We start from the raw sequence: 17,718 nt of genomic DNA, 5'->3' as shown, positions 1-17,718 counted from the left end.
AAAATATCCGGAGGTTTAATTATGGACTACCATACACCGGTATGGTCGGAAATCAACGTTAATGCCCTGGCTCACAATATTCGCCAGCTGAGGAACATTACGAGCCCGCAGGCTGAGCTGATGGCGGTGGTCAAAGCCAACGCATATGGCCACGGCGCTGAACAGGTGGCCAGGATAGCGCTGGCCAGTGGGGCTACCCAACTTGGTGTGGCCAGGGTTAGCGAAGGGCTTGAGCTGCGCAAAGCCGGCATTGATGCACCAATACTGGTGTTGGGCTTTACCGTGCCGGAAGAATACTCCCTTTTGTTGGATAATAACCTGATCCAAACCGTTTATAACGTGGAAATAGCCCGGGGGCTATCGGCAACAGCCTCCCGGGCTAATAAAAAAGCGCTGGTACACATTAAAGTGGACACCGGCATGGGCCGCTTAGGTTTTTTGCCAGACCGCAGCGGAATGCGGGATATTCTTGAAATTGCCAGGCTTCCCCATCTGGAATTGGCGGGTATCTTTACCCATTTCGCTACTGCGGACAGCCGGGATAAAAGCTATGCCCGGCTGCAGTGGCAAGAATTCATCGGCTTTATGGCTGATCTAGCCCGGGCGGGAATTGAATTTCCCTGCCGGCATGCAGCTAACAGCGCAGCCATCCTGGATATGCCGGAAACTCACCTGGACATGGTGCGGGCCGGCATAGCGGTATACGGTGTTTGGCCTTCCAGCGAGGTAGTTAATCGGAACCTAGACCTGAGGCCCGTGATGGCAGTTAAAAGCCGGATCGCCCACATTAAGCAAGTGCCAGCAGGCTTCGGGGTAAGCTACGGAGCAACTTATATCACCCCTGCCCCCACAGTTATAGCCACCATCCCGGTTGGCTACGCAGATGGATACAGCCGCTTGCTTTCATCACGCGGGGAAGTGCTGATCCATGGCCGGCGCATGCCGGTCATCGGCCGCATCTGCATGGACCAGTTCATGGTTGACGTGGGAAACATACCTAATGCGGAACCAGGAGATGAGGTGGTGCTGCTGGGTCGTCAGGGAAGTGAAGAAATCACTGCCGATGACATCGCCGAAAAAATTGGCACTATTTCCTATGAAGTGCTATGTGCCATCAACTGCCGGCGGGTGCCCAGGTATTATATATAAAGCCACCTTTCATTATTATTCCTACTTAATAAATCATTATTTAATGAGTTTAATTATATAAATTAAAAATAAAAGTCAGCTTATATTGCTAACTCCAGGTTTTAAAAAAAACCGTTCCCTTGCTTCATACCGCATAGGAACGGCTTTTGGCTGTTTTATGCTGCCGGCTTATGCTTAGAATAGGTATTTTTAAAGCGCCAGGTTAAGTCTGCATCATTATTTACCTGCAGATAGTAAGCTTCCGGCCGGGAGTCGACCTTGAACATATAAAGGTATCCTTCGCTGTCCGGCAGTTTAAAATTATTGGACACCACAGTTTGCTCCACATCTAAAGGACTGTAGGAGCGTCCCCGGTCATCAATTACCTGGACTCGAGTCTTGTCTACTTGAGCTCCGGTAACCAGGCTTAATCCAACAAACACTCGGCCCGGCTCAGCAACAGCCACATTATTATTTAAATCCACCGTATCGATAAAAAGTGGCTGACCACTTTTGACCAGGTAATGTTCACCGTTTACGTAAACCTGCTGTCCTAGCATAACATATTGGGTTGGTAGCTCTACTGTCTGGCCTCCGACCCGATCAGTTGTCTGAGTGTACAGCCAGTAAACAAGAAAAAAAATCCCCGGTGCAAAGATTAAAAACATCAGCATCTTTCTTTTAGCCTGATCAGCTTCCTTTTGGGACATTTCTCCACCGTTCCTTCCTGCCAGTATCTCCATTTAACCTGTCTTATCACGGGACAGCCCTGCCTATAATTATTGGCCGACCAGCAATTTTTGTCAACCAGCAACTCTGGAGCACTTACCGGAGAGCAACAAACCTGTAGCAAAAATATCTAAAAAATGCTGATTGCAGGTATAATATGAGCAAAAAAGTGCCAGAATAGTACCGTTTCAGCAATAATTTTGCGGAGGTGCATCACAATGCATGCAGAAGTAGACCAGGACCTTTGTATCAGCTGCGGGGCTTGTATTGATACATGCCCGGATGTATTTAGTTGGAACAATGATGAAAAAGCCCATTCCATAGTGGATGAAGTGCCAAGTGATTTGGAGGATCTTGCATCAGAGGCCGCCGATGGCTGTCCCACTGAAGCTATCAGCGTTAATTAAAACAGCCCAGACAAAGCCCGGTACTACTCTCAAGTAGCCGGGCTTTTTGTTTTGTTGTCTGGCCAATCGCCCATAATTTAGCTATAATAAATCATGTTAATTTGCGAAAGGAAAATTTTAACGTGAAAAAGTCGTACCTCTGGGCTATCATGATCATATCTATAACTATTATACTAACCGTCTTTGTCTGGTCTTCCGGCACAGACAAAGCAGCCAAAGTGCCTGCTGTGTATGGCTACGGATTGTTCCAACCGGAAGCAGTGGATTATCCCTCCCGGCCAGGCCATGTTTATTTGATCACAGTTGACCGTCTGGCTTTACAAGACCTGGCCGGCCACCCGGATTTATTTAATGAAATAACCGGGCAGGCTGCCCTTGGTCTAATGAGTGTAGGAGTAGAGGGCGGCTTAACAGCAGACAATACTTATACATCTATCGGTGCCGGAGCCCCCGTCAATGCATCAGATACCGGTGCACATGGATTAAATAACCATGAGCTGCTGCAAGGTATTCCGGCCGGTGAAATATTCCGGCAGAGGACCGGACTTATAGCACAAGCCGATGCTGTGCTGCAGCTGGATATTGCCCGCATCAAAAAAATAAATGAAGCTAACCGTTACTCGGCCGTACCCGGCTTGCTGGGTACACTACTACAGGAGCAGCGGGTTGCCGTATCCGTACTGGGCAGTGCCGACAGCAATGGGAAAACAGCCCGCCCGGTTGTGGCATTAGCAATGAATAAAGACGGTATAGTGAACAGCGGCGACGTAAGCGATAATTTACTGGTTTATGACCCGTCTTTTCCCGGGGGGATGCGGACCGATTATGACAAGTTGCTGCCTTTGCTGCTCGAACGGCACCGACACCCTGGTTTGACGGTTGTGGAACTGGGTGACCTGGAGCGTTTGGAAGTGCAGGGGAAATTTCTCGAAGAAAGCGTACTGCAGATCAAGCGTCGGGAAGCCTTGGCCGGGGTGGCTAATTTGCTTACTCAATTGCTAGGGCAAATGGAGCGGGAAAAGGACTTGCTGTTGTTGGTCTCACCCACACCCAGGGGTGAATATCTGCCGGATACTAACTATGTTACTCCCGTGCTGGCCGCCGGTTGTTCCATCACGCCCGGCCTGTTAACCTCACCCACCACCAAGCGGCCGGGTATCGTCAGAAACACCGACCTGGCGCCAACAATACTGGCTTATTACCAATTAAACGCGCCGGCTCAAATGTATGGACGCCCATTGCAGGTGATAAGCACCGACCAAAGCCTAGCCAGGCTAACCTCGCTGTACGGGCAGTTGGAGCTAATATACCAGTCCCGCTCCCCTGTATTGCATAATTATGTGCTGGTCCTGCTGATACTGGTCCTGCTGTCTCTGGCAGCTATCTTTCTACCCCATAATAAGGTACTAGTTCAGTTGCTCAAACCAATGCTGCTAGCGATAATGGCCGTACCTGTATCTTTACTGATGGTTACCTTGCTGCCCCACGACTCTTTAGTGGTGCTTGTGCTGGAAATAGTCACTTTAACCATAGGTATTACCGCTGCGATTAGTTTAAGGATGGTAAGACATACTAATGTCTGGGAGCCTTTTATTATCATCAGCTTGTTTACATCGCTGTGTATTTTAATTGATTTGTTTTGTGGCGCACCATTGCAAAAGCAGTCATTGCTGGGCTACGACCCTATAGCCGGGGCTAGATTTTATGGCATTGGCAATGAATATATGGGCGTGCTGCTCGGTTCTACCATTATCGGTATTACCGCCTTAATTACCCGTTTTACTACCTGCAGTCGCAAAGCAATCTTAGCCGGTACTGGTTTGTACTTTATAATTACTTTATATGCCATTGCGGCTCCGGAATATGGTACCAACGTTGGCGGGTCGCTAGCCGGAGCTTTTGCTTTACTGGTGACCTTTTTACTACTGGCTCGTGTTAAATTTAATTTTCAAACAATCCTCAAAACGGTTGGCTCGGTAGGCATACTGCTTTTGCTATTAATCATCTATGATCTGCAAAGGCCGCTAGAAAGCCAATCTCATATTGGCCGTACAGCCAACTTGATTTTACAAAGCGGGCCTGTTGAAATGCTAAACATAATTCACCGCAAACTGAGCATGAATATAAAACTAATCAAATATACCATTTGGAGCCGGGTTTTTCTGGCCAGCCTGGCCAGTTTAGTCATCTTATTTTACCGGCCGATAGGAGTCATACAACGGATATTTTCCCATTACACCGATATGTATATAGGGTTTATCGGTGTGACTACGGCCAGTATTATGGCACTTATTTTCAATGATTCAGGAGTAGTTGCTGCAGCAACCGCTATGATTTTTGGCGCCCCACCGCTGCTTTACCTGGTCATTCGTTCGCTGCACTCGGAAATACCTGCGCAAAAGTAAGTACATTGCTTTTATAAATAAGGAAAAACTGCGCAAAGTAAAGGAAGCACGTTGAAACACAACATAATCAAAGTAAATCCCAAACTAAGCTTAAAATCTTGTTGACATTACATGATTTTATGCTAAAATTGAGTTTGGCTGGTATAAGGTAGCTGCTTTTTGCTGACATAAGCAAGCCAATACAATTAAATAAAGGGGGAAGATAATAGGAATGAAACCTTTGGGCCGCCATGTATTAGCTGAAATCTATGGATGTGAATATGATATTCTCAATGATATCGCCAGGGTGGAAAGAATCATGGTTAACGCGGCACTTGAGGCCGGCGCCGAGATCAGAGAATTTGTATTCCATAAATTCAGCCCGCAGGGGGTCAGTGGAGTGGTTGTAATATCTGAATCACATTTAGCCATTCATACCTGGCCTGAATTGGGTTATGCAGCTGTTGATGTATTTACCTGTGGAGACAAGGTGGATCCCTGGGATGCGTGCAACTATTTAACAGAGCAATTCTGCGCCAAGCATCTCACAGCTAAAGAGACAAAACGGGGTATTTTTCCTGATATTTTGCACCAGGAAGCCGTAAATCTTTAGGAGGGATATTTATTAGTACCAACTTAAGTGGAGGTTAGCATGACCTTGCTGTTTGGCAAACAAACGCAAGGTTATTGCTTTTTATAGGCAAAAAAAAACCGGCAGAAGGAAATTCTATCGCAGCACCGAATATAATAGTGTTTAAGCAAAGGAGGCTGCACACCAAATGCAAATATTCCAGCATATCAACGATGATTTAGACCAGGTACAAAATCTAATCCACAAAAATCTGTATATTCGAAACGGTCATATTAAGGATTATGTTAAGCAAGACGTTAGTTATTTATATAATAACTTGCGACCCGCTCTGGTCCTGATCTGCCATCGATTGTTCAGCCCGGCCAACAGACAGACTGTAGCATTGGCAGCCGTACTGCAGTTTATTTTTATGGCATCCCAAGTGCATGAAAAACTTTCGGAAGATGGCACAGATGAAGATAACCCAACAGATACACGGACTGACTGCCAGTTTCCCGTGCTGGTGGGAGACTTCCTATATGGCAAATTCTTTACCACCCTGTGCAATGCCGGTATAGTACACTATTTGAGAAACATGGCGGAACTGATTTGCACCATTAATAAAAATGAAGTAACCATATTGAACAATCCGGACCTGGCCATCACTGATCCGCTGGCCTACAATGACGCTATCCGCGGCGAGAGTGCGGAACTGCTGGCCTGTGGTGCCTATCTTGCCGCTGATTTAGCCGGTGCAGACAACCTGGCTAAAGATATGCTGTATCAATTAGGACTTAATCTTGGCATGGCTTTCGGACTCTGGTCAAGAAACGACTCTGCCCCACAAATCAATGAATATGTTGGTAAAGCCGAGTATATTTTACATCAGCTGCCGCCGGGCAAAGATAAAGAATCACTGCAAGCATTGCTGAGTTTATTTGCTGCGGAAAAACCCGAGTTGCAGCTCATGGTTGTATAAGTTAGAACAACTAGTCAATTAGATTTCATTACATGTAATGGGAGAGGGTCGGCAATTGTTCGAACTTGTCCATACAACACAGCTCATTATTGAAAAAATTGCTAACTTGCTTCACGAATACGGACGAGTCAAACTAAACATATTTTACCCCGGTTAACATAAGAAATTTCCCAAACCTTGCACCGTCCGACGGCAGCAGGGTTTTTGCATGCCAACTCTTGTGACACTACTTATATTTTGGTATTCTATAATTCAAACGGCACTTGACGAACAGAGGTCATAATGCGAAGAAAAATAAAACTTGGTCAACCGCTGCTAATAGGCTACGCACTGGTTGACCTGGTTGGCACTATACTGCTGATGCTGCCCATAGCCTCTACAGAGCCTGGAGCAACCGATTTGATGCAAGCCTGGTTTACCGCCACCTCAGCCCTTACGGTAACCGGGCTCACAGTAGTTCCCACATTAAGCCACTGGACCACGTTTGGGCATGTGGTTATCATAGTGCTTATGCAAGTTGGCGGTCTGGGGGTCATGGTCCTGGTCACTATCATCATGACTATGCTGGGTCTGCGGATTCATTTGGGCCAGCGCATGCTGATTACCGAAGACCGTAATACTTATAGCATGTCCGGGGTTATACGACTGGTACGTCACATTATTCTCCTAGCCCTGGTTATCCAAGGCATCGGCGCAATTATAATGGGTTTTCTTATTCCTGACGTATGGGAGGACGGGATCATTCAGGGCATGCTGTTCCTCGCCTTTCATGCGGTTAGCGCCTTTAACGGCGCCGGGTTTGACCTAACCGGGCAAAGCCTGGAATCGTTCCGCCATAATTTTGGCGTCAATCTGGTGATAGTTGTCCTGATTTTTCTGGGTAGCCTTGGCTTTGTTGTTTTACAAGAACTTTTTATGATACGCAACTGGCAAAGGCTCAGCCTGCACAGCCGTATGGTTTTGTTGGTTACCGGTGTTATTATACTGGTGGGTAGTGTGTTTTTCTTAACCAGTGAGTTCAATCACCTCCTGGAGGGCACTCCACTGGAGGACAAGATAATGACCAGCGTATTTCAAACAGTTACTCGTACTGCCGGTTTCGTTACCATACCGGTAACGTCCTGGAACGAACCATTTATTTTTCTCATGATTATTATGATGTTCATTGGGGCCAGCCCGGGATCAGTCGGTGGGGGCATCAAGACTACCACCCTGGGAACGGTGGTTTTAGCGGTCTGGTCTCTGGTACGCGGCAAAAAGGTAGTCGTTTTTTTTGAAAGGGAAATCGCCCCCAAGAGTGTAAGCAAAGCTTTTGCCGTGGTAGTCATGGCAGGTATGCTGGTCATGGTCAGTACTTTGCTGCTGATGACGGTAGAAGACCTGCCACTGATGCCGGTAATGTTTGAAGTTGTCTCTGCACTGTCCACGGTGGGCTTATCAATGGGTATAACGTCCCAGTTATCTCCCTTTGGACTTATACTGCTCGGACTTTTAATGTTAATCGGCCGTATAGGTATTTTTACAACAGTAATGATCCTGGCCGGCAGGGAGAAACGTCAATCCCATTTCATGAAGGAAAACATCCTCATCGGGTAAGCCGCCCCCAATCCATGCAAGTTAGGCAGGTGCTTTAATTATCATGAAAAAATCTGTACTAGTCATCGGAGCCGGTCGTTTTGGCCGGGGTGTGATTCAAGGTCTATATGACAGAGGGCATGATGTCTTCGCTATCGATGTGAATGAAGATAAACTGGATGATGTACGGGATATGATTGTTTCGGGTGCCGTGCTTGACGTGGGCAATAATGACGATGAATTAGCTAGAATTATAGGCGAAAAAAATTTTGATGAAGCAGTGGTCGCGATGAGTTCAGATTTTGAAGGCGCTTTAATTGCCACCAGCATATTAAAGGATGCCGGTGTTACAGTATCTGTCAAAGCGCCAAGTCAGAGGAGAGGCACTGTTTTACAGAAGATGGGCGCCGACCGGGTTGTTTTCCCGGAGCGTGATATGGGTCTTCGGCTAGCCCACGCAATTTCCACCGAGGCAGAAATTGAAACCCTGGAACTGCCCCAGGGCTTTGTGGTTGAACAGCTGGAAGTAGGACCGGGCTTTGCTAATAAAACCTTGGAAAAGATTAATACCTTTGAAAAGTTCGGTATGTGGGTTTTACTGGTATATCATGATTACGAACCTGTTCAGCCTACCGCTAACACCCTCCTTAAACAAGGTGATAGCATTGTGGTCTTTGGCAAAAATACGAAGCTGCAAAAATTTGAAGAAGCCAATATGGGAAATCGAAAAATAAAACACGTTAATAAGAAGTTATAACATACTAATGCTAAATGATGATCTACCCAAGAGGTACCAGGTGTAAGAGACCGGCACCTCATTTTTATTTAGTCCTTGTCCACGGTACTATTTACTATATCTGTAACGGGGTGAAGTCAATGGACAACTGCTACAGTCTGAATTTATTTTAACAACTTGCAGAACAATATCATTAGAGGAATTTACCTTAATCATCTTGAAGTGTAAAATAGTTACCAGGTCAGAATATAAATTACAGCAACTTTCAAGCAAAACTTATAAAGGAGAACTACCGATTGTCCAGTATTCTAATCAATAACGCCTTTATCGTTACGATGAACCAGGACCGCCAGGTACTGCAGGGTGGGTTACTGGTCGAAGATGACCGTATCTCCTCTATTGGCGATATTAACCAGGACGCCGACCGGGTGATTGATGCCCGGGGGCAAGTATTAATCCCCGGGTTGATCCAGGCCCATGTGCACCTCTGCCAGACTCTTTTCCGGGGACAAGCTGACGATATGCAGTTAATGGATTGGCTGCAAACCCGCATCTGGCCGCTGGAAGGGGCTCATGACCCCGAATCGGTTTATTACTCGGCTCTTTTAGGCATCGGCGAATTATTCCGGGGCGGTACCACCGCCATCATTGACATGGAGTCTGTGCACTACGCTGAGCACGCCTTTCAGGCTATTGTGGATACAGGCATCAGGGCTATCAGCGGTAAAATTATGATGGACTGCGGCCCCCCAAGTATCGGCAACTTACTGGAAAATACCAGTAATTCCCTGCAGCAAAGTGTCGACCTGCTGGAAAGATGGCACGGTGCCGCCGAAGGGCGACTGCAATATGCCTTTACCCCACGCTTTGCGATTTCCTGCAGTGAGGAGTTACTGGTGCAGGTGCGCGATTTAGCCGACCGGTATAACGTAGCAGTGCATACTCACGCTTCGGAAAACCGGAACGAAATCGCTATTGTGCAGGCTGAAAAGGGCACGCGCAATATTGTTTATTTGGATCAGCTGGGTCTAACCGACACCAACCTAATCCTGGCTCACTGTATTTGGGTAGATGAAGAGGAAATTGAAATACTGCGCCGCAGTGGTACAAAAGTGGTACACTGTCCCTCCTGCAACCTGAAACTTGGCTCGGGCATCGCCCCCATCCCCCAAATGCTGGCTCAAGGCATCCACGTAGCTCTTGGAGCCGACGGTGCCCCTTGCAACAATAACCTGGACCAGTTTATAGAAATGCGTACGGCGTCTTTAATCCAAAAACCGCTACATGGACCAACAGCCATGCCTGACTGGCAAACCTTTGAGCTGGCTACCCTGGGTGGAGCGGCGGCGATGGGGCTTGAACAGCAGATTGGCTCCCTGGAAGTAGGTAAAAAAGCTGACCTGGCTTTGGTTAATTTAAACAACCTGCATTGCGCGCCGGTTGACTACAATAACATCTACAGCCAGCTGGTCTACCAAGCCAAAAGCAGCGATGTCACCCTGACGATGGTAGATGGGCAAATAGTTTTTGCCAATGACCGGTTAACTACTATTGACGAATCTGACTTGCTGGTGCGGTGCAACGAGGCAATTAAACGGGTACGTCGGCGGGCGGGTCTATAAGATATAAGCCGCCACAGCCATATACTGTATTATAGATAGTCATAGCAGGAGGACTCTTATGTATGAACATAACCCCAACAGCCTATTAAGGCATATACCGCCGGTGGATGAGGTACTGCAAAACCCGGTTATCTATACCCTGGCACAATCAGTACCGCGTCCTTTAGTGCTACAAGCTATTCGGGACACGATTACCTTATTGAGAGCAGACCTGTCGGCCGGACGGCTGCAGGCTCCGCTTGAGCACCAAGCCAGGGATTATTTGCTAGCCTTGATTGTAGAAAAAACAACTAAACTAGCCCATTCCCGAAACCGTCCCAACCTGCGCAAGGTGATTAATGCCACCGGTGTGGTGCTGCATACCAACCTGGGACGGGCAGTGCTGGGGGAGAGTGCCCGGCAAGCGATCAATGATGCCGCCTCGGGTTATTCCAACCTGGAAATGGATTTGGCTACCGGCAAGCGCGGCTCGCGTTATGCCCCGGTGGAACAATTGCTGATCCAATTAACCGGCGCCGAGGCAGCGCTGGTAGTCAATAACAACGCCGCCGCTGTCCTGCTGGCACTGGGCACTATGGCCAGCGGGAGGGAAGTAATTGTCTCCCGGGGGCAACTGGTGGAAATCGGCGGCTCTTTTCGTATCCCCGACGTCATGACCCAGAGCGGTTGCCGTTTGGTAGAAGTGGGGACCACCAATAAAACTTATCCCGCCGATTACCAGCGAGCCATTACGCCGGAAACAGCCTTATTGCTGCACGTACATACCAGCAATTACCGCATTATGGGCTTCACCAGGGAAACCACAATTGCCGAGCTTGTTGACCTGGGCTTGTCCGGACAGTTACCGGTAATGTCTGACCTGGGCAGCGGTTCACTGAAGGATTTGAGTGTTTACGGGCTTCCCGCCGAGCCTACCGTACAACAGGTGGTCAAAGACGGCGCCGATGTGGTCACTTTTTCCGGGGATAAGCTGCTGGGCGGCCCCCAGGCAGGGATCATCGTTGGCAAAAAGTCATACATTGATCGCATGAAAAAGAACCCGCTCACCAGGGCAGTACGGATAGATAAATTTACTATTGCCGCTTTAGAAGCCACTCTGCGTGAATACATTGAGCCACAGATGGCCTGGCAGCGCATCCCAACACTGGCCATGCTCTCCGCCGATAACAACCTGCTCAAGCAGAGAGCGGAAGCCGTAACCGCAGAGCTGAACACAGCTGCCGGTGAATATGCCTTGTGCAAAGTGGTGCAAACAAATTCAGCCGTAGGGGGGGGAGCACTACCCACTGCCGACCTCCCTTCCTGGGGAGTAGAAGTAGCCCCCAGGGACATGACTGTTTTCGATCTAGCCGGCCGGTTGCGGGAGCAAGAACCGGCTGTAATTGGCAGGCTGCAGGATGAAAAATTGCTGCTCGACCTGCGCACTATTCTGCCGGGCGAGGAAACCACCCTAGTGGCTGTGCTTACCCGAGTGCTTAAGGGAGGTGCTTTACCATAAAACATATCATTATTGGTACGGCAGGCCACGTAGATCATGGCAAAACAGTGCTAATTAAGGCGTTGACGGGCGTGGATACCGACCGGCTCAAGGAAGAAAAGGAGCGGGGTATTTCCATTGAATTGGGCTTTGCCTACCTGAAGCTGAACAACGGTCGGACAGTAGGCATTATTGATGTGCCCGGACACGAAAGGTTTATTAAAAACATGCTGGCCGGGGTTGGCGGTATAGATATTGTTTTACTGGTCATCGCCGCTGACGAGGGGGTAATGCCTCAAACCAGAGAGCACCTGGATATTATTCAGCTGCTCAAGGTTGACCGGGGTGTGGTAGTGATCACCAAAAAAGACCTGGTGGATGAAGAATGGTTGGAAATGGTTATCGAGGATACCCGTGATTTTGTCAAAGATACCGTGCTTGAGAACGCTCCGCTGGTTAGTGTGTCCGCCATCAAAGGTGAAGGCCTGGACGAACTGCTGAAGGTGATCAATCAACTGGCCGTTGAAGCTGAGCAACAGGCCAAAAAATATAATGGACCGCCTCGCCTGCCTGTAGACAGGGTTTTCACCATCACCGGCTTTGGCACAGTGGCCACGGGCACGCTGCTTTCAGGACAAATCAACACCGGCGACACCCTGCAGATTTACCCAAACGGCGGGACCTACCGGGTGCGCAATATCCAGGTGCACGGGCAAAAGGTACAAACTGCCGAGGCCGGCCAGCGAGTGGCCATTAATTTATCCGGGCTGGAAACCGGAGTGCTAGAACGCGGGCGGGTCCTGGCTGCTCCGGGCAGTATGCGGCCCACCCACCGGCTGGATGTTAAATTGCAGTATTTAGCCAGCGCACCCAAACCGCTGAAAAACCGGGCCAGAGTGCGGGTTTACCTGGGTTCGGCCGAATTACTGGGCCGGGTTATCCTGCTGGACCGCGAGGAACTGGAGCCGGGCGCTGAGGCTTTTATTCAGTTACAAATGGAAGAATCGGTAGCGTCAGCCAGAGGCGACCACATGGTAATCCGTTCCTATTCACCCATGCGCACCATTGGAGGGGGAGTAGTGGTCGAGCCCAACGCGATTAAACACAAGCGTTACCGGGAAGAGCTCATTAAAGCCCTGAGCACGGCGGAAAAAGGCACCCCTGGCGAGCTGCTAGAGCAATACCTGGCCGCCAACGCCCGCTTGTGTACCAAAGATGATTTAGTTTCAGGCACCGGTTTAACAACAGAAACGGTGTTGGACGCCCTGTCGGACCTTCTTGAGCAGGGAGATGCTGTGGAACTGGCCTATGAAGGTGAAAAGACCTACTTGTCTGTCCAGGTACTGGCCAAGTGGGAGGACAAGCTTGAGCAAGCGCTGGTCGAATACCATAAAAAATTCCCCCTGCGCGAGGGATATCCCAAGGAAGAGCTGCGCTCCCGTTTGTTCCCTGCCCTGAGCAACAAACATTTTCAGATGCTGCTGCTGGGACTGGAGCAGTCGGGCAACCTGGAATTACAGGCTAACAGCGTAGCCATATATGGCTTTACGCCAACGCCTAGCTCAGCTCAAAGCATCGCTATTAAACAGCTTGAGGAATTCTTCCTGGCCAACCCCTATCAACCCCCGGGCTGGAGCGAAGCAGTTCAGGAAGTTGGCCTTACCAAGGATGAGCAGGAGGTTTTAAACTATTTACTCAACCAGGGTACCCTGGTGAAAGTGGCAGATGGCATGTTCTTCCATCAACGGGCACTGGCAGAGATATTAGCTCTCGTTAAAAACCACCTGGCAGAAAAAGGAGAACTAATGCTGGGGGAATTAAGGGACATACTGCAAACTTCCCGCAAATACGCACTACCGCTGCTGGAGTACATGGACAAGGAGAAAATTACCCGCCGGGTGGGTGACAAACGCGTGGCAGGCAGGGCATTGTCTCAGTAGAAAATGTTGTAAACAATAAATAGCAACCAAATAAGGAGTGGTTTTGTGTCTGATCTGGCCAAGCTTATCCAGCAAGAAATCGCGACCAGCGGTCCCATAACCTTTGCCTGGTTTATGGAACAGGCTCTTTACCATCCACAATGGGGGTATTATACATCACCGGGCACCAAAATCGGCCGCACCGGAGACTTTTACACTGCGCCAACTGTTAATCCTCTGTTTGGAACTATGCTGGCACGCTGGCTTTACCAAATGTGGGATGCAGCAGATCGCCCTGCCCAATGGGTGGTGGCTGAGTACGGCCCCGGTACCGGTATACTGGCCCGGGACATTGTCGCGGCGCTGCGCCGGAACCACCCTGATTTATATGCAACCCTGAACTATTATTTAATCGAAATTAGCGACACATTAAAAGAGTTACAGCAGCAGACCCTGACCACCGGGGAACCTGGTGCAGACCATAAATTTCACTGGGTTAACCGACTGGCAGAAATAAGCCCGGGATACATAACAAACGGCTGTATATTAGCCAATGAATTAGTGGATGCCTTTCCGGTGCACCTGGTCAGGCAAAGCGGCGGCGAGCTGCAGGAAATGTACGTAAGCTTAAGCAATAAGGAAGGTGACAGCGTCTTCACATTTGTGCCTGGCCCTCTGTCCACTCCGGAGCTGGCTGAATACTTTAACAGTCAGAACGTACAGCTTGAAGAAGGCCAGCGAGCCGAAGTTAACCTGCAGGCCAGGGAATGGTTGGCCGAGGTGACCGCCCACCTGCAACGGGGTTACTTGCTCACCATCGACTACGGTGCTACCTCGGAAGAGCTATACGCCCCTTTCCGCCATGACGGAACTCTGAGATGTTTTCACAAGCACCACTTAGTGGATAACCCGTTAACTAACCTCGGCGGCCAGGATATCACTGCCCACGTTAATTTTTCCACCCTAATCACCTGGGGCGAGCAATTAGAACTGCGCAAAAAAGAACTAGTAAGCCAACCTCAGTTTTTAATAAATCTGGGCATTTTGGATATCCTAAAAGAACAACCGGATTACACTCAAGATCCGGAATTTGCTAAAATAACCTCTGCCATCAAACAACTGGTACTGCCCGGTGGTATGGGCGGTATTTTTAAGGTACTGGTTCAGGAAAAGGCTGTTTCGCAAGGCAATTAATATGTATTTAACCTGACCTGACAGGGCAAAATAAAGGCAGGAGGTGACGAACTTTTGTCAGATAAAAATAGTTTATCCAATTCAAGCTCAAGTTCATGTTCAAACTCTAGCTCGGGTGATTGGTGTGAAATTCAGACAGCCAAGCAAGATGAATCATTAATATCAGAATCTCCATTAGAAGAATCTGAATCTTCATGTGAAGAATCAGAGGAATCAATGGAAGACCTGTAGTAAACAGTTAAATTGTATTTAAAAATATTGAAAATCAGACATAACAAAAAGAATTCAGTAGTTAAAACGGGGCCTCTGGCCCCGTTTTAACATACACGGAAAAACTACCTGAATATAGACGATCTACCTTAAGTAATATAAAATAAAATAAAATCTTACATAGAAAAATTTATTTCGGAGGTGAAAGCATGCACGTTTTGGCAATGATACTGGCGATTTTATTCTTCATCGTCGGGCTGGCCGGTTCGTTATTGCCAGTAATACCAGGAGCGGTTTTAATTTGGATCGGTATGCTGGTTTACGGGCTATTAACTAATTTTGCCACGCTAGGTCTTGCTTTTTTTATCGGGCAAGCTCTGGCAGTTGCTTTGGTTTATACCCTTGATTACCTGTCCGGCGCGTACGGGGCCAGAAGGTATGGCGGTTCCCGCTATGCTGTTTACGGCAGTATTATTGGCACCGTGGTCGGCCTTATTTTGATGGGACCCGCCGGTATTATTTTTGGTCCGTTTGCCGGATCTATCATTGGCGAGCTGCTAAACCAAAAACCACTGGACATGGCTCTCAAAGCCGGTGTAGGCACACTGCTAGGGCTGCTTAGCGGCACCATCATCAAGCTGGTCATTCAAATTATGATGATAATCTGGTTTTTCTGGGCTCTTTACCACTAGCATAAAGTCACAAAACCAGCGCCAGAGATTAAGTATTTGATGATTCTTTTGAAAATTCTAAATTCTTTATGTTGACAAGTAGTTCCATTAATAGTATATTTAAAATAAAATTTTTACTAATAGGAGGATTCAACTATGTACAAAAAAATTTTAGTCCCTCTAGATGGCTCAGCACCCTCTTTAGATGCAGCCAAGCAAGCTATAGAAATAGCTGCAGCATTAGGCTCGCAATTAACGTTTTTACATGTCCTCCCCACTCTGGGAAGCTATATTAACCTTCCGCGGTTGTACGCCTCTGAAAGTTACAACCAGCTGCTCCAAGAATTTTATGCCCAGGGTGAACATATATTGGATAATGCACTTAAGGAAATTGATACTAAGGGTCTATCCATAGATAGAAAACTTGAATCGGGCGATCCTGCCATGAAGATTCTGGAAATAGCTAGAGAAGAAAATTATGACCTGATTGTGATGGGTAATCGCGGCCTTTCCGGCGCTAAGGAAGTTCTACTGGGCAGCGTGAGCAGCAGGATTGCCGATCATGCTTCTTGCCCGGTGTTAATAGTTAGGTAGAAAGCAAAAGCGTAACCGGCTCTTAATTTGATTATTTAAATGGTTAACACGGATACAATATATTAATATATTCGAATTAAATAGTTAAGTATCTCCAAGTAGGCATAGTGTATGTTTGAAACGCATACGCTTTGCCTACTTTTTGCTTCCGACCTTGAAATAGCGTCCACCTCATATATAAAACGTAGAAATGGTATCAATGTTAATATTTTGAAAATTCAAATTTTTAACATTGACAAAGACCTTTTTCCCAAGTATATTATGACTAACACTTTTACAAAGGAGGAAGAGATATGTTCAAGAAGATTTTAGTTCCGCTAGATGGCTCAACCCCCTCAATTAAAGCAGCAAAGCGTGCAGTAAAAATTGCCGAGAGTTCTGGTGCAGAAGTAACGTTTTTTCATGTTCAACACAGTCTAGAAAGTTATATAAACCTTCCTCATATTTTTGCCGCAGAAACTTACAATCAAATACGAGAAGAATTAAAAGCACAGGCAGAAGCTATTTTAGATAATGCAATTAAAGAAGTTGATGCACAGGGTGTAACCATATTTAAGAAACTTTCATCAGGCGACCCTGGCAAGCAGATAATTGAAGAGAGCCAAGAAGGACAATATGATTTAGTTGTCATGGGTAGTCGTGGCCTTACCGGTATACAAGATTTCCTAATGGGCAGCGTGGCAAGCAGGGTTTCCAAACATGCCCCGTGTGCAGTATTAATAGTCAGGTAGAAAGTACAAGCTGTAATTATTGTTTAACTAACGACCAAGCAGGTTAAGCTAATGTGAACAGCATGCGCTTTACCTGCTTGGTCCTTTCAAATGAATTACTGTCAAATATGGTTGTCAGGTAAACGAGTATTGTTTTTAATAGCGTTAACCGCTAACCTGTCACAACGATTGTTATATTCGTTATCAGCGTGGCCTTTTACCCACACCCACCGCACCTGATGACCTTCCGCTAATTGCAGCAGTCTTTGCCATAAATCCGCATTTTTTGCCTTTTCTTTACTATTGCGCATCCAACCTTTAGACTGCCAATTGGTCACCCAACCTTTGGTTACGGCATCAACTACATATTTACTATCCGAGTAAATTGTAATCTTACAAGGCTCTTTTAAACTTTCCAGGCCTTTAATCACAGACATCAACTCCATGCGGTTGTTGGTAGTATTTTCATAAGCGCCGGACAGTTCTTTTTCATGGACACCATATTTAAGTATCGTTCCGTAACCACCGGGTCCGGGATTGCCGCTGCATGCCCCATCCGTATATATTTCTACTTCCTTCATTCCTTCACCCACCTTAATGTACAAAACAGAAACGGCTTCAGCATGTCCGACCACTGTGCTGCAGGCTGGGACATGCTTTATGTCATGCTGGTAATTTTATCACACCTGTTATTTCCTGGCAATAACTTCATGCCTTTTATCAACAGCCAGCCTGATCGGAACATAGAAAGGTTTAAATTATTGTATAATTAATCAAAATCAAGTACAATAATTACAAAAATTCGCACATAA

17 protein-coding genes are annotated in these 17,718 nt (G+C 47.3%); 15 read left to right on the top strand and 2 right to left on the bottom strand.

Going from position 1 to position 17,718, the window contains the following annotated elements:
• The first annotated feature begins 21 nt into the window (after positions 1–21).
• Positions 22–1,149: an alanine racemase gene (alr, locus tag SPSYN_RS07410; protein ID WP_161821837.1), complete on the top strand. Its 1,128-nt coding sequence runs from the start codon at positions 22–24 to the stop codon at positions 1,147–1,149.
• 155 nt (positions 1,150–1,304) lie between these two features.
• On the opposite strand, the gene SPSYN_RS07405 is transcribed toward alr, so the two are convergent.
• Entirely contained in the window at positions 1,305–1,838 is a 534-nt protein-coding gene (locus SPSYN_RS07405; protein ID WP_207708552.1) for a hypothetical protein, read from the bottom strand.
• Between the two features lie 237 nt (positions 1,839–2,075).
• On the opposite strand from SPSYN_RS07405, the gene SPSYN_RS07400 reads away from it, so the two are divergent.
• The 14 genes from SPSYN_RS07400 to SPSYN_RS07335 all read left to right on the top strand — a co-directional run bounded on the left by SPSYN_RS07400 (position 2,076) and on the right by SPSYN_RS07335 (position 16,927).
• A complete protein-coding gene (locus SPSYN_RS07400) occupies positions 2,076–2,264 on the top strand; it encodes a ferredoxin (protein WP_161821835.1) in 189 nt (62 codons plus the stop codon).
• A 122-nt stretch (positions 2,265–2,386) separates the two neighbouring features.
• Positions 2,387–4,669 carry a hypothetical protein gene (locus SPSYN_RS07395; RefSeq protein ID WP_161821834.1) on the top strand — a complete coding sequence of 761 codons (2,283 nt, stop codon included), beginning with the start codon at positions 2,387–2,389 and terminating at the stop codon, positions 4,667–4,669.
• 211 nt (positions 4,670–4,880) lie between these two features.
• Positions 4,881–5,261: an adenosylmethionine decarboxylase gene (speD, locus tag SPSYN_RS07390; RefSeq protein WP_161821833.1), complete on the top strand. Its 381-nt coding sequence runs from the start codon at positions 4,881–4,883 to the stop codon at positions 5,259–5,261.
• A gap of 166 nt (positions 5,262–5,427) precedes the next feature.
• Positions 5,428–6,198, top strand: coding sequence for a polyprenyl synthetase family protein (locus SPSYN_RS07385; protein WP_161821832.1), 771 nt, complete (start codon positions 5,428–5,430; stop codon positions 6,196–6,198).
• A gap of 282 nt (positions 6,199–6,480) precedes the next feature.
• Positions 6,481–7,794 carry a TrkH family potassium uptake protein gene (locus tag SPSYN_RS07380; RefSeq protein ID WP_161821831.1) on the top strand — a complete coding sequence of 438 codons (1,314 nt, stop codon included), beginning with the start codon at positions 6,481–6,483 and terminating at the stop codon, positions 7,792–7,794.
• A 43-nt stretch (positions 7,795–7,837) separates the two neighbouring features.
• A complete protein-coding gene (locus SPSYN_RS07375; RefSeq protein WP_161821830.1) occupies positions 7,838–8,530 on the top strand; it encodes a potassium channel family protein in 693 nt (230 codons plus the stop codon).
• Between the two features lie 275 nt (positions 8,531–8,805).
• Positions 8,806–10,131, top strand: a complete 1,326-nt coding sequence (locus SPSYN_RS07370) for a 5'-deoxyadenosine deaminase (RefSeq protein ID WP_161821829.1) — start codon at positions 8,806–8,808, stop codon at positions 10,129–10,131.
• A gap of 58 nt (positions 10,132–10,189) precedes the next feature.
• Complete coding sequence (gene selA / locus SPSYN_RS07365; RefSeq protein WP_161821828.1) at positions 10,190–11,629, top strand: L-seryl-tRNA(Sec) selenium transferase; 1,440 nt, start codon at positions 10,190–10,192, stop codon at positions 11,627–11,629.
• Positions 11,626–13,548: a selenocysteine-specific translation elongation factor gene (gene selB / locus SPSYN_RS07360; RefSeq protein WP_161822232.1), complete on the top strand. Its 1,923-nt coding sequence runs from the start codon at positions 11,626–11,628 to the stop codon at positions 13,546–13,548. The genes selA and selB overlap by 4 nt, the downstream gene beginning before the upstream one ends.
• Positions 13,549–13,593: 45 nt before the next feature.
• Entirely contained in the window at positions 13,594–14,721 is a 1,128-nt protein-coding gene (locus SPSYN_RS07355) for a class I SAM-dependent methyltransferase (RefSeq protein ID WP_161821827.1), read from the top strand.
• Between the two features lie 54 nt (positions 14,722–14,775).
• Positions 14,776–14,952 (top strand): hypothetical protein, encoded by a 177-nt coding sequence (locus SPSYN_RS07350; protein ID WP_161821826.1) that lies wholly within the window; start codon positions 14,776–14,778, stop codon positions 14,950–14,952.
• A 188-nt stretch (positions 14,953–15,140) separates the two neighbouring features.
• On the top strand, positions 15,141–15,623 hold the full coding sequence (locus tag SPSYN_RS07345) for a DUF456 domain-containing protein (protein ID WP_161821825.1): 483 nt from the start codon (positions 15,141–15,143) through the stop codon (positions 15,621–15,623).
• 135 nt (positions 15,624–15,758) lie between these two features.
• Complete coding sequence (locus SPSYN_RS07340) at positions 15,759–16,196, top strand: universal stress protein (RefSeq protein ID WP_161821824.1); 438 nt, start codon at positions 15,759–15,761, stop codon at positions 16,194–16,196.
• Positions 16,197–16,489: 293 nt separating this feature from the next.
• Positions 16,490–16,927 carry a universal stress protein gene (locus tag SPSYN_RS07335; protein WP_161821823.1) on the top strand — a complete coding sequence of 146 codons (438 nt, stop codon included), beginning with the start codon at positions 16,490–16,492 and terminating at the stop codon, positions 16,925–16,927.
• 101 nt (positions 16,928–17,028) lie between these two features.
• On the opposite strand, the gene rnhA is transcribed toward SPSYN_RS07335, so the two are convergent.
• On the bottom strand, positions 17,029–17,487 hold the full coding sequence (rnhA, locus tag SPSYN_RS07330) for a ribonuclease HI (protein WP_161821822.1): 459 nt from the start codon (positions 17,485–17,487) through the stop codon (positions 17,029–17,031).
• Positions 17,488–17,718 lie beyond the last annotated feature (231 nt).

The sequence above is a fragment of the Sporotomaculum syntrophicum genome (genome assembly GCF_009932395.1).
Lineage (GTDB): Bacteria > Bacillota > Desulfotomaculia > Desulfotomaculales > Desulfallaceae > Sporotomaculum > Sporotomaculum syntrophicum.
This window is presented reverse-complemented; position numbering and strand designations above follow the sequence as displayed.

Bases quoted from the DNA above. Each gene is read 5' to 3' on its own strand.
- alr (WP_161821837.1), top strand. From the start codon at position 22: ATGGACTACCATACACCGGTATGGTCGGAAATCAACGTTAATGCCCTG.
- SPSYN_RS07405 (WP_207708552.1), bottom strand. From the start codon at position 1,838: ATGTCCCAAAAGGAAGCTGATCAGGCTAAAAGAAAGATGCTGATGTTT.
- SPSYN_RS07400 (WP_161821835.1), top strand. From the start codon at position 2,076: ATGCATGCAGAAGTAGACCAGGACCTTTGTATCAGCTGCGGGGCTTGT.
- speD (WP_161821833.1), top strand. From the start codon at position 4,881: ATGAAACCTTTGGGCCGCCATGTATTAGCTGAAATCTATGGATGTGAA.
- SPSYN_RS07385 (WP_161821832.1), top strand. From the start codon at position 5,428: ATGCAAATATTCCAGCATATCAACGATGATTTAGACCAGGTACAAAAT.
- SPSYN_RS07380 (WP_161821831.1), top strand. From the start codon at position 6,481: ATGCGAAGAAAAATAAAACTTGGTCAACCGCTGCTAATAGGCTACGCA.
- SPSYN_RS07375 (WP_161821830.1), top strand. From the start codon at position 7,838: ATGAAAAAATCTGTACTAGTCATCGGAGCCGGTCGTTTTGGCCGGGGT.
- selA (WP_161821828.1), top strand. From the start codon at position 10,190: ATGTATGAACATAACCCCAACAGCCTATTAAGGCATATACCGCCGGTG.
- SPSYN_RS07345 (WP_161821825.1), top strand. From the start codon at position 15,141: ATGCACGTTTTGGCAATGATACTGGCGATTTTATTCTTCATCGTCGGG.
- SPSYN_RS07340 (WP_161821824.1), top strand. From the start codon at position 15,759: ATGTACAAAAAAATTTTAGTCCCTCTAGATGGCTCAGCACCCTCTTTA.
- SPSYN_RS07335 (WP_161821823.1), top strand. From the start codon at position 16,490: ATGTTCAAGAAGATTTTAGTTCCGCTAGATGGCTCAACCCCCTCAATT.
- rnhA (WP_161821822.1), bottom strand. From the start codon at position 17,487: ATGAAGGAAGTAGAAATATATACGGATGGGGCATGCAGCGGCAATCCC.